The organism is Providencia sp. wls1922, from assembly GCF_009706505.1.
Taxonomy (GTDB): Bacteria; Pseudomonadota; Gammaproteobacteria; order Enterobacterales; family Enterobacteriaceae; genus Providencia; species Providencia lanzhouensis.
The window spans coordinates 1-12,909 of sequence record NZ_WLUG01000102.1 but is presented as its reverse complement, the minus strand read 5'-3'; the positions used below and the strand labels follow the sequence as shown (position 1 = coordinate 12,909).

The 12,909-nt window shown below is 41.7% G+C and carries 10 protein-coding genes; 3 read left to right on the top strand and 7 right to left on the bottom strand.

Features of this window, described 5'->3' with window-relative positions; translation table 11 throughout:
• Positions 1-157 precede the first annotated feature (157 nt).
• Complete coding sequence (gene iclR / locus GKR71_RS14085) at positions 158-988, top strand: glyoxylate bypass operon transcriptional repressor IclR (RefSeq protein ID WP_154634458.1); 831 nt, start codon at positions 158-160, stop codon at positions 986-988.
• Between the two features lie 56 nt (positions 989-1,044).
• Here iclR and GKR71_RS14080 read toward each other — a convergent pair whose 3' ends face one another.
• The 3 genes from GKR71_RS14080 to GKR71_RS14070 form a co-directional block, all read right to left on the bottom strand.
• Complete coding sequence (locus GKR71_RS14080) at positions 1,045-1,932, bottom strand: N-acetylmuramoyl-L-alanine amidase (protein WP_036955437.1); 888 nt, start codon at positions 1,930-1,932, stop codon at positions 1,045-1,047.
• A gap of 328 nt (positions 1,933-2,260) precedes the next feature.
• Positions 2,261-2,539, bottom strand: coding sequence for a helix-turn-helix domain-containing protein (locus GKR71_RS14075; protein WP_036955440.1), 279 nt, complete (start codon positions 2,537-2,539; stop codon positions 2,261-2,263).
• Between the two features lie 411 nt (positions 2,540-2,950).
• A complete protein-coding gene (locus GKR71_RS14070; RefSeq protein ID WP_154634457.1) occupies positions 2,951-3,745 on the bottom strand; it encodes an N-acetylmuramoyl-L-alanine amidase-like domain-containing protein in 795 nt (264 codons plus the stop codon).
• Between the two features lie 234 nt (positions 3,746-3,979).
• Here GKR71_RS14070 and edd point away from each other — a divergent pair, with 234 nt between their 5' ends.
• Together edd and GKR71_RS14060 are read left to right on the top strand one after the other, a co-directional pair.
• Positions 3,980-5,830: a phosphogluconate dehydratase gene (edd, locus tag GKR71_RS14065; RefSeq protein ID WP_051422798.1), complete on the top strand. Its 1,851-nt coding sequence runs from the start codon at positions 3,980-3,982 to the stop codon at positions 5,828-5,830.
• A gap of 25 nt (positions 5,831-5,855) precedes the next feature.
• Positions 5,856-6,494 carry a bifunctional 4-hydroxy-2-oxoglutarate aldolase/2-dehydro-3-deoxy-phosphogluconate aldolase gene (locus tag GKR71_RS14060; RefSeq protein WP_036955442.1) on the top strand — a complete coding sequence of 213 codons (639 nt, stop codon included), beginning with the start codon at positions 5,856-5,858 and terminating at the stop codon, positions 6,492-6,494.
• A gap of 42 nt (positions 6,495-6,536) precedes the next feature.
• Here GKR71_RS14060 and aceK read toward each other — a convergent pair whose 3' ends face one another.
• The 4 genes from aceK to metA all read right to left on the bottom strand — a co-directional run bounded on the left by aceK (position 6,537) and on the right by metA (position 12,656).
• Complete coding sequence (aceK, locus tag GKR71_RS14055) at positions 6,537-8,279, bottom strand: bifunctional isocitrate dehydrogenase kinase/phosphatase (protein WP_036955445.1); 1,743 nt, start codon at positions 8,277-8,279, stop codon at positions 6,537-6,539.
• A 108-nt stretch (positions 8,280-8,387) separates the two neighbouring features.
• Positions 8,388-9,695 carry an isocitrate lyase gene (aceA, locus tag GKR71_RS14050; protein ID WP_036955448.1) on the bottom strand — a complete coding sequence of 436 codons (1,308 nt, stop codon included), beginning with the start codon at positions 9,693-9,695 and terminating at the stop codon, positions 8,388-8,390.
• A 68-nt stretch (positions 9,696-9,763) separates the two neighbouring features.
• A complete protein-coding gene (aceB, locus tag GKR71_RS14045) occupies positions 9,764-11,362 on the bottom strand; it encodes a malate synthase A (RefSeq protein ID WP_154634456.1) in 1,599 nt (532 codons plus the stop codon).
• 364 nt (positions 11,363-11,726) lie between these two features.
• Positions 11,727-12,656, bottom strand: coding sequence for a homoserine O-acetyltransferase MetA (gene metA, locus GKR71_RS14040; RefSeq protein ID WP_036955456.1), 930 nt, complete (start codon positions 12,654-12,656; stop codon positions 11,727-11,729).
• Between the last annotated feature and the right edge of the window lie 253 nt (positions 12,657-12,909).

Below are 12,909 nucleotides of genomic sequence, written 5' to 3'. Positions count from 1 at the left end.
GAATCACATCCTACCATAACTTCAGAAGAGAAAATTCGTCGTTATGATGAGAGTTTTTCAGGTTGCCAAAGATCGACTTTTTGCTGATCCGATGAGTATTTTTGAATGAAATCATTCATAATAGAAACGAATACTCATTCCTGTCAGGAGACACTTGATGGCGGCTACACCCATTACTAAAAAAATAAAGAAGGCAAAAGGACCTGCGAGTGGCGCTACGGCTGCCGGACAAGTTCAATCCTTAAGCCGTGGACTGACGCTTTTGGAATACATTTCTGAATCAACTGGGGGGATCGCCCTCACCGATTTAGCCCTTCAAGCTGGTTTACCTAATTCCACGACTCACCGCTTATTAATGACCCTCGAACAGCACGGTTTTGTGCGCCAGACAGGGGATCTTGGGTTGTGGGTCATCGCTTCTCATGCCTTTATCATCGGCAGTAGCTTCCTTGAAAGTCGTAATTTATTAGCCCTTGTCCATCCAATATTACGCCGTTTGATGGAAGAATCTGGCGAAACCGTCAATTTAGCGATTTTGGATCACACAGAATATGACGCTGTGATTGTTGACCAGGTGCAATGTAATGCGTTAATGCGCATGTCTGCCCCAATTGGCGGAAAGCTGCCATTACATGCATCGGGTGCAGGAAAAGCGTTTATTGCCAATTTGCCTGAAGAGCAGCTAATTCCATTACTGGGCAAAAAAGGCTTACATGCCTATACACCGCATACATTAACTAATCCATCAGCATTGAAAGAAAATCTGCAACAAGCTAAAAAACAAGGATTTTCTTATGATGATGAAGAGCATGCGCTGGGGTTAAGATGTATTGGTGCCTGTATTTATGATGAGCATAAAGAGGCATTTGCCGCGATCTCAATTTCTGGACCACTTTCGCGGATCACCGATGATCGGGTAACAGAGCTGGGAGCGATGATGATCAAAGCCGCTAAAGAAATCAGCCATGAATATGGCGCTAATCGCTAGCAAGCAAAAGTGCGGGATCTCCCCGCACTTCTTCAATTAATCATGTTACTGGCGGGCTAATCACCCTGTTGATTGGACGCACTTTCCGATTTATTCGATTTCAAAGATTGTTTGAACTTCGGCATATTGCGATATTTTTCAATCAAGGCTAAAGCGATAGCTTCCGTTTCTGCATCTGCCCGCCCATCAATATCCCGTGGACGATAATGCATTTGGAATGCACGTAACGTCTGTTTCGTTTCTTTATCTAATTTTCCTGTCAGTGGGATCCCTGCATAGCCATAAAATTTCAATGCTTTTTGTAGGTTTAACACACTGACAGATGCATTAATCTGCCGCCCTGCTAAATACTTATTAACGGTTTGAGGGTCTGGCCAAGCGCCAATCCCATGCAGCGCTAATGATTGCCACGGGAATGCACGACCCGGATCTTGTTTACGCAGCGGGGCGATATCACTATGGCCAATGACATTTTCTGGAGGAATGTCATAACGTTGCATAATGTCTTTCAATAGCGGGATCAACGCATCTATCTGCGAGTCATTAAAAGGCGGCCAGATATCTTGACCATTTTTTCTCACCAAACCTTCATTAACGATTTCAATACCAATCGAGCTATCATTAAGCCCGTGATGATATTGCCAACGGCTATCCCCTGCATGCCACGCTTTCAAGCGCTCAGGAACAAGTTGTAAAATGACAGGCTGACCATTTTTTTGTGCAGGTTGACTAGGAATGAGGTAATGGGAACTCACCTTTCCTTTCGTTAATATTTTAATTGAGTGGGCATCATCAGAAACAGTGTAATGCAGAACAATAAATTGAATACGCTCGCTGGTATTCTGTGACGGGTAACTCTGATCGAGATAGTAACCCGTTTTTGAAGGTGTCGTTGAACAACCGACAAGTAGGAATATGACAAATATCCATATTGCCCTAGCCATTTAAAACTGCCCTTTTTCCATGTTGAATTGTCGCACATTTAAGCACACCGACCTCGATAAAACCATGAGAACTTTGCGCAAAGAATCGTCTTAAATATGAACAAACATTAAAAAAAGCGTAAATTAAATGAATCAAAAAAACAAAATATGAATACTTTTATAAAAATAATCTAATTGAATTTAATCGTTATCTGCTTTTATCATTTAAAAGCAGAATCATCAGATTTATGAAATTTAATTAATACGTTAAAGATAGCATTAATAATTAAAATCATTTAATCATTGTAGTTTTATTAATCTATAAGATTTCAAGATAAGATAAAATAAATTAAAAACTCGCTAATGCTAGCTCACTTGAATTAATCCTCTCTTTCTCAAACTGACGTGCAATCATAGTGGTAATTTCATGAATATCAATTTCAAGTAAAATAGCAATCTCGATTAATTTATCTAAACTTAGCTTGTTAACACCCAATTCATATCGAGATACCTGCTGCTGGCTAAGCTGAATAATAGCCGCCAACTCCTGTCCTGATAACCCTTTACGTACCCTAGCTTTACGAAGATGATTGCCAAGCAAAGCATAAATATTTTGTTTTTCCGACATGTACACGCTCACCTCAATATAAAGAATCTAATCAAACATTAATGGGCATTATAAAAACAATCTATTTTTTTTAAAATAGATAAAAACAATCGAATTAACTATTATTGATAGGAATTTAAGGTGTCATTATGATTTTAATTTTTAATCTTTACTACTCTGGGTTGTAATTCATTGCTTTATAAAATATTTTTTTAATATCAGTAGTTGTTTTAACCATGTGAAACTATTATTAAAACATCTCTAATTTAATAATGTCTTACAATTTACACGGTTATGGCAATGATTAGTAACTAAAAATCACTTGTACTTACGATTTAAGTTTATTTTAAAAATTAAAATTTATTTAAAATAAGACGGGCGTAATTAACATTAAAAAATAGGTAATTAGATAGCTTAACTTTAAAACCGACTTTATCTAAATACCATAATTCCACTTTTTCCTTGAAGATACGAAAATAGCTCGACATCCATTACCCGTAAATTTTTTCGTTGTGAAGAAGCATGGCGAAATAGCACCTTTTCCCCTTCTCGAATCACAACCCCCACATGGGTAACATCCAATCCTGATGCTGAGGAATAAATACCAATGTAATCCCCTGTTTTTAACTGCTTCAGTAGTGCTCTATCAATAAATCGAGTTGGGACATAACTAATCACTCTTGGTGTTATTTTAACCGTAGCAATAATAGGGTCACCGTTACTTTTTTTATTAAGTTGTTTATTAACAAAAACCGTATGGGGGCTTAATTGAGCCGTTATATCAGAGACAATTTTATGCTCCCCTTCCGCCCAATCAGAAAAGAAATGACGACGTTGATTAAATGCGACTTTTGCATCGACATAGCGTACTTTTTCTAAATATGAGGCAAATTGTTCAGCATCATCCGCATGTTTAAAGGCTTCGCTATACTCAATAAATGTCATGCAATCAACGGCTTTTAAATCAATGATTAACCGTTCAGCAGAGAATGCATCCATATTTAAAGTGCGATTGTTGTACGGGGTGCCCAACAAAATAGCAGTGGCATTCGCCATTTTTTGCTCCGCAGAACTACCTTGGCTGGCTGAAATCACCTTCTCTAAAACGCCGTAAGATCCAGTGGTTAAGACCACTTCAGGCACTTCTGTCGCTTGAACGCTGCTTGAGCACAACCAAAAAATACCTAACAGCCACCCAAGCGGATTACGTTTTTTCAACCCAGCCATATTTCCCTACTTGATTTTTATCTCAATGCCATCGACTAACTCATTATAGTTATTATTTATCATTCTGTTAGGCTGAAATGGTCACGATTACTCCCAATTTCTCTCCGATCCTCCTCTTGATTCAGATCACATATATGTCGAAATCTTCATTTTTATCATTGCAACAATTGTTTTTTCATTGAACAATGTTACCGGTAACATAAAGAATACTGTTTGTATAATGGAGCCATTATCATGAGCAAAAATATTTCTGACGTCACGCCTTCAACGAAGGTCAATGACCACATTTTACAGATCACCCAACGTATCATCGAGCGTTCTAAAGAGACTCGAAAAGCCTATCTCGAAAAAATTGAACAGGCTCGTAGCAGTACTGTGCATCGCGCTGAATTAGCGTGTGGGAATCTGGCTCATGGTTTTGCCGCCTGCCAAAGCGAAGAAAAAAGCATACTCAAAAGCATGACCCGTTCCGATATCGCTATCATTAACTCCTATAACGACATGCTTTCCGCCCATCGCCCCTATGACCGCTACCCTGACCAGCTGAAACAAGCATTACTTGAAAATGGCGCCATTGGGCAAGTAGCCGCTGGTGTTCCTGCCATGTGTGATGGCGTTACCCAAGGACAAGATGGTATGGAGCTCTCATTACTGAGCCGTGATGTTATCGCGATGTCCACTGCCATCGGCCTTTCCCACAATATGTTCGATGGTGCGCTCTATTTAGGGATCTGCGACAAAATTGTTCCAGGGCTGATGATGGGCGCGCTCTCTTTTGGGCATCTACCCGCCGTTTTTGTCCCCGCAGGTCCTATGAGCACAGGCTTGCCCAACAAAGAAAAAGTGAGAATTCGTCAGCTATATGTTGAAGGAAAAGTGGATCGTAATGCATTACTTGATGCTGAAGCCGCGTCCTATCACAGCATTGGTACCTGCACATTTTACGGCACTGCAAACTCTAACCAAATGGTGATGGAAGTGATGGGACTACATTTACCTGGCTCTTCCTTTGTTCCGCCTGATTCCCCATTACGTGATGAACTTACTCATGCTGCAGCTCGCCAAATTACACGTCTTACTGAGCAATCAGGAAATTATTTACCGATTGGTAAACTGGTTGATGAAAAAGTCATTGTGAATGGTATTGTAGCGCTTCTGGCAACAGGGGGATCCACCAACCTCACCATGCATCTGGTGGCGATTGCACGTGCTGCTGGCATCATTATCAATTGGGATGATTTCTCTGATCTTTCTGCTGTCGTTCCGCTGATTTGCCGTATTTATCCAAATGGCCAAGCCGATATTAACCAATTCCAAGCGGCCGGTGGCATTCAATTGTTGATCCGCCAGCTCCTTGCTAAAGGTTTACTCCATGATGACGTTCACACCGTTGCCGGATTTGGGCTATCACGCTATACCCTCGAACCTTGGTTGGACAACGGTCAATTATCTTGGCGTGAAGGGGCAAAAAATTCTTATGATCTTGAAGTGATTGCTGATATTGATCATCCTTTCTCCCATCATGGTGGGACTAAACTACTGTCTGGAAATCTCGGTCGCGCTGTGATGAAAACCTCAGCCGTACCCGTTGAAAACCAAGTGATTGAAGCCCCAGCCATCGTGTTCAATAATCAAAATGATATTGCACCACGTTTTGAAGCTGGTGAATTAGACAGAGACTGCGTCATTGTGGTTCGTTTCCAAGGACCATCTGCGAATGGCATGCCTGAATTACATAAATTAATGCCACCACTCGGGGTATTATTGGACAAAGGCTATAAAGTAGCGTTAGTCACTGACGGACGGTTGTCGGGAGCATCGGGTAAAGTGCCTTCCGCTATTCATGTCACGCCAGAAGCTTACAATGGCGGCTTACTTGCAAAAGTCCAAGATGGTGATTTAATTCGCGTTAATGCATTAACGGGAGAGATTGAGCTTCTCGTGGACGAACAAATTTTATCTGCTCGTCAACCTTATCAAGCTGACCTGAGTGCAGAACGAGTGGGTTGTGGTCGAGAGCTGTTTGGTGCATTAAGACAACATTTATCTGGCGCCGAAGAAGGTGCTTGCAGCATTAATTTTTAATTTATACCGCTTAATAGGATTTATTATGAATAATTGGAAAATGACCGCTGAAGATGTTCTAAAACAAGGTCCTGTTGTTCCTGTCATTGTGATCAAAAAACTCGAGCAAGCCGTTCCTTTAGCAAAAGCCTTACTCAAAGGCGGTATCAAAATATTGGAAGTCACGTTGAGAACGGAATGCGCTATCGAAGCTATCCGACTGATTGCTGAAGAAGTCCCTGAAGCGATTGTCGGCGCTGGTACTGTCATCAATGCAAAACAGCTAGCAGAAGTGACACAAGCGGGTGCGCAATTTGCTATCAGTCCCGGTTTAACGGACGAGTTATTAGCGGCTGCAAATCAAGGCAGTATTCCATTAATTCCTGGGATTTCCACTGTATCTGAATTAATGGCGGGCATGAACTATGGGCTTAAAGAATTCAAATTCTTCCCAGCCGAAGCCAATGGTGGCGTGAAAGCGCTCAAAGCAATTGCAGGACCTTTCTCTCAAGTTCGCTTCTGCCCAACTGGCGGGATCTCCCTCGCCAATTACCGTGATTATCTCGCGCTAGACAGCGTGTTATGTATTGGCGGCTCATGGTTGGTACCTGAAGATGCTCTGGAAAATGGCAACTACGATAAAATCACCGAATTAGCACAACAAGCAGTGCAAGGTGCTCTGTAATTGTTAAGTCATGAAGTGGGTCATTGACCCACTTTTAATCAACTAAACCGTAGAGATAGTGCGAAAAAATCGACGACAAAAGCGCTGATCTTCCGAGTAAGCAAACACATCTTCGACATACCCATCCAAAATGCGTTTTTGCAGTTTTTGCCAATAATCCGCGCTAAATAAATCTTGATGATGCATCTGCAAATAGTCCCTGACTTTCGGATCTTGGCATAAGAATTGCGCAAACTCTTCGGGGAAAACATCTTGCTCTCGCACACTGTACCAAGGTTCGCCTGAGAGCTCTTGTTCAGGGTAGAGCGGCTCAGGGATATGGCGGAAATTCACCTCGGTCATATAGCAAATTTCATCATAATCATAAAATACCACCCGACCATGGCGTGTTACCCCAAAGTTTTTAAATAGCATATCCCCCGGGAAAATATTGGCGGCAGCCAGCTGCTTGATGGCGCAACCATATTCTTCTATCGCGTGATAAAGCTGCTCATCCGATGCTTCATCCATGAAAATATTCAGCGGGATCATCTTACGTTCCATATAGAGATGACGAATTAATATTTTATCCCCCAAATCTTCAACCTGAGACGGCGCCTCCGCCAGTAACTCGGTCATTAGCTCATCACTGACAAAACGCTTTTCAATAATAAAGTTTTCAAACTCTTGAGTATCTGCCATGCGCCCCACTCGGTCGTGCTCTTTGACCATTTGATAACACTCAAGCACTCGAGCTTTAGTCACCTCTTTTTGTGGCGCAAATTTATCTTTAATAATCTTAAATACTCGATCAAATGATGGCGCCGTAAACACCAACATCACCATCCCTTTCACACCGGGGGCAAGGGTAAATTGTTCTCGTGAAAAGTTTAAATACGCCAAATATTCTCGGTAATATTCTGTTTTACCATGCTTTTGACAACCAATCGCCATATACAATTCAGCGATTGATTTACTGGGTAAAATTTCACGTAACCAGAAAACTAACCCTGCGGGAAACGGGGCGTACACCATAAAGTAGGAACGAGCGAAGCCAAACACGATACTTGCGTCATCAAAGCCAGTTAAACACGCATCTACATACATTTTGCCGTCTTCATTATGGTGAATAGGCAATAAGAATGGGTAAACTTGATGATTGATATATAGCTTCCCAACTAACCATGCAGCTTTATTTCGGTAAAACAACTCATTCGCCACATGTAATTGGGCACTTTGCTCTACAATCTCAGGGAAGCGCTGCCTTAGTGTTTCCACAATACATTCAATATCAAAGGCTAAATCTCGCCACACCAAGCGAATCGGCAACCCGCTTAAGATCCCATTAAATACCGTTTCCATGTTCCCATTAAGCTTATATTCGCGAGCTAATGGCCTCGGTAAGGTGCAAAAGCGCCGAGCAGGTTGTGAAGTAAAGATAAACAGATTTTCTTGGGTTAACTCTCGATGTTGAAACAGTCGGCAATACACTGAATTAAAAAAACTTTCAGCAATTTCAAAACGTGGGTAATCCGGTAGCAATGTCGCATAGACCTGTTTGATCCTCGCCAAATTGTAGGGACTGAGCGATTGCACTAGCCCCATACATTGCAGCTGAGCAACGACAAGCCCCACATGATGGTCATACAGCTTTATCCTTTGTTTCATCGCGTGTTGAACGGCATGCCAATCCCCGCGTTCAAAGCGTTCTTGAGCACCCGATGTGATTTCAAGAAATCGCCCATATTGCGCATCAAAGCCCTGCAAAATGGTTTGAGCGATGATCTGTTCAGTTTCGAGGGTCATCTTCACTCTCCCAATAAAAAACAGGCACTTGCGTGCCTGAAAACTCAAAAGATACACTTATGTCAACACACATACACCGAGCAATAGGAACCGTATATTTCTCCCCGATTAGAATTGCTCTTCTTCAGTCGAACCTGTTAATGCCGTGACTGAAGAGCTCCCCCCTTGAATCACCGTTGTCACCTTATCAAAATAGCCAGTTCCCACTTCTTGCTGATGAGAAGAGAAGGTATAGCCTTTATTGATAGCGGCGAATTCACATTCCTGTACTTTATCAACATAGTGTTTCATTCCCTCGCCTTGCGCATAGGCGTGGGCAAGGTCAAACATGTTGAACCACATGCTGTGAATCCCCGCCAAGGTAATAAACTGGAAGCGATAGCCCATATCTGACAACTCTTGTTGGAAACGAGCAATGGTGCTGTCGTCCAAATTTTTCTTCCAATTAAATGAAGGTGAACAATTATAAGCCAGTAATTTTCCTGGAAATTTAGCGTGAATTGCCTCAGCAAATTGGCGCGCAGCTTCCAGATCTGGCTTGGAGGTTTCACACCAAACTAAATCAGCATAAGGGGCATAAGCTAAGCCTCGGCTAATCGCTTGCTCTATCCCTGCCGTGGTACGGAAGAAGCCTTCGGTCGTACGCTCACCAGTGATAAATGGCTCATCATAAGGGTCACAATCTGATGTTAGTAAATCAGCAGCGTCCGCATCCGTTCTAGCAACCAAGATAGTAGGAACACCTGAAACATCCGCCGCTAAGCGTGCTGCAACTAATTTTTGAATTGCTTCTTGGGTTGGAACTAAGACTTTCCCGCCCATATGGCCACATTTTTTCACTGCCGCCAATTGATCCTCAAAGTGCACCGCCGCTGCGCCCGCTTCAATCATATGCTTCATCAATTCAAACGCATTCAGAACCCCACCAAAGCCAGCCTCTGCATCCGCGACGATAGGTAAAAAGAAATCAATATATTCTTTATTATCGGGACCAATGCCATTCGCCCACTGAATTTGATCCGCACGACGGAATGTGTTGTTGATCCGCTGAACCACGTTAGGCACTGAGTCTACAGGATAGAGTGATTGGTCAGGGTACATGCTGGATGCCGAGTTCGCATCTGCCGCAACCTGCCAGCCAGAGAGATAAACAGCTTCAATCCCCGCTTTTGCTTGTTGCAATGCTTGCCCGCCAGTTAATGCACCTAATGCATTTACATAGCCTTTCTTCGCGCCGCCATTCAGCTGTGCCCAAAAGCGTTCAGCACCTTTACGAGCTAATGTATGCTCAGGGTTGACCGAGCCACGTAATTTGATCACTTCTTCCGCCGTATATGGGCGCGTGATGCCTTTCCAGCGTGGTTTTTTCCACTCATTTTCCAATTGAGCAATCTGTTCTAAGCGCGATGTTGTCATGATTTACATCCTTTCTTGTTATCTGTCTTTGTAGGGTAATTGAGTGCTATCTCTATTCTTCAAGTTGGCTAATCAAGCAATTGGTAGCCCGGTATAGTTAAGAACTCGATCAATTCATCTTGGGTTGTGATTCGGCGCATCAACTCACTAGCTTCTTTGAATCGCCCACTTTGAAAACGATGGTCGCCAAGCTCTTTCTGGATGACTTGCAACTCTTCATCCAGCATCTCTTCAAATAACTCTTTAGTGACTTTCATGCCGTTCGATAGTGATTTGCTATGACGGATCCACTGCCAAATTGATGTCCGCGAAATTTCAGCCGTCGCCGCATCCTCCATCAAACCGTAGATAGGCACACAGCCATTTCCTGAAATCCATGCTTCAATGTATTGCACCGCCACTCGAATATTGGCACGCATACCCGCTTCGGTTCTTTCGCCTTCACAAGGTTTTAGTAGCTGCTGCGCTGTAATTTCATCATCATTTTCACGTCGGATATTCAGCTGGTTTTTTCGCTCACCTAATGCTTCGTTGAAAACCGCCATGACGGTGTCTGCCAAACCTGGGTGTGCAATCCATGAACCATCATGACCATTGCGCGCCTCCAGCTCTTTGTCCGCTTTAACTTTGGCGAGAATGGCTTGATTTTCCTGCGTATCTTTGCTTGGAATAAAGGCGGACATTCCCCCCATCGCAAATGCTCCGCGACGATGACAGGTTTTGATCAGCAAACGTGAATAGGCGCTTAGAAATTCCTGCGTCATTGTCACCGACTGCCTATCAGGTAAAACGCGGTCAGCGTGCTCTTTCAATGTTTTGATATAGCTGAAAATGTAGTCCCAGCGTCCACAGTTAAGCCCAACAATGTGATGACGCATGTGGTACAAAATTTCATCCATCTGGAAAACCGCAGGGAGTGTTTCAATTAATACCGTGGCTTTGATAGTGCCGCGTGGTAAGCCCACATAATCTTCTGCAGCGCTAAATACATCGCTCCACCACTGAGCCTCCTGCCAAGATTCCAGTTTCGGAATATAGAAATAAGGACCGCTACCCTTCGCCAGTAATGCCTGATAGTTATTGAAAAAGTAGAGAGCAAAATCAAATAGCCCACCGGGGATCGGTTGATTATCGACAAGCACATGTTTTTCATCTAAATGCAGTCCACGCACTCGAGCTATCAATACGGCTGGGTTAGATTTCAGCTGATAAACTTTGCCATTTTCATTGGTATAGGAGATTTCGCCAGTGATCGCATCTCGTAGGTTAATTTGCCCGTCGATCAATCTTTCCCATGATGGCGATAGAGAGTCTTCAAAGTCAGCCATAAATACTTTTACGTTAGCATTCAATGCATTGATCACCATTTTCCGATCAACTGGCCCAGTAATTTCTATGCGACGATCTTGTAAATCATCAGGAATATTTTGAATTTTCCAGTCCGAATTTTTAATGGAATTAGATTCCATAATGAAATCAGGTAAATCACCTGCATCAATCTCTTTTTGACGATGAACTCTGTCTTTGAGTAGCTGCTCTCTTCTTGGCAAGAAACCTTCGACAAGATAAGAAAGAAAGACAATAAAATCAGCACTTAATATTTGTTTTGCTTGCTGAGAAAATGCTTTCTTGAAGGTTAAATCTGAAATAGATAACTGCTGATCCATTGTTTTTTCCTCATTCATGGCTGGCTATGAATTAAGAGTAAACTTAAAAAACAAATAAATCAAAAACGGTTTCCATTTTAATTTATAATCAACATATCATATTGATTATAAAGTAATTAGATGAATTTATTATTTTGCTCTTAATTTCTATCTCTAAAAATAAAATGTTAAATATAAGTTAAATCATGAAGTTATGTATAAGTCGAAATTTTCTTTTGAACAAAGAAAATGAGTAAGCAGACAAAAATTGATTTTTTATTCATCTAAAAAATGGGAGGAATTTTGATTTAAAGGCTAAATAATTTTGATTACTCAGCCTTATATTCTGAGATATGACCAGCTATCTGGCATTAAGTGAGTTTTTTTAATCTAATGTTGGTTCCATATGAGTAAGATCGAATGGTGTGATCTGATACACATAATAATTCAGCCAATTGGAGAATAACAAGTGACCATGACTACGCCAACGAACTTCCGGCGAATTATTCGGATCATCATTTTTGAAATAATTACACGGTAATTCAGGTGTGATCCCGGCATCCACATCACGCCAATATTCTTGAGATAATGTTTCCGCATCATACTCAGGATGCCCCGTGACAAAGGCCAAACGCTTATCTTTTGATGCAAATAAGTACGCTCCCGCTTCCGGTGAGCTGGCTAAAATATCAAGGTCTGTGTTCTGACGAATATAGTCTTCAGGGAAATCGGCATAACGGGAATGCGGCGCATAAAAAGAAGCATCAAATCCGCGAGTTAATAACGCATAAGGCTCTAATGTTTCGTGTGAATATACGCCAGAGAGTTTCTCTTTGCGGGTTAATTTAGGTAAATCATACAATACGTTAAGTGCAGCTTGAACCGCCCAGCAAACAAATAATGTTGAAGTCACATGCTCTTTTGCCCATGCAATGACCCGCTCTATTTGTTCCCAATAACACACGTCAGCAAATTCAACTAAGCCGAGCGGAGCACCTGTTACAATTAATCCATCAAAATTTTGGTGTTTAATATCTTCAAAATCACAGTAAAAATTGTTCAAGTGTTCAGTTGGCGTATTCTTAGATTCTCGCTGATCAATGCGTAGAAGCTGGATATCGACTTGCAATGGCGTGTTTGATAGTAACCGTAAAAATTGGTTTTCAGTTTCAATTTTTTTCGGCATTAGGTTCAGTATCAGTACTTTCAAGGGACGGATCTCCTGAAGGCTGGCTCTTGTCGTGGTCATGACAAAAACATTTTCTTCACGCAAGAAATTAACTGCTGGTAGCTCATCAGGCAGGCGAATTGGCATGGTTCATCCCCTTAAATATACTTTGTGCGTTTAGACTTCTAGAATGCTAAACAATCTAACTAATGTGACTCTACTTGTCGAGCGTTTCAAAGCAAGTTGAAATAATTTCAAGCGATGGTTGGTGTATTGGGAATATTAAAAGTCTAGCAAACTAGTAACTTAATGATATTCAGACTTTTTATTACAACTTAATAGCTAAAATGGCTTAGACTTTTTTGATCTGAAGTAGAGAGGATTTTAAGACTTATGATTT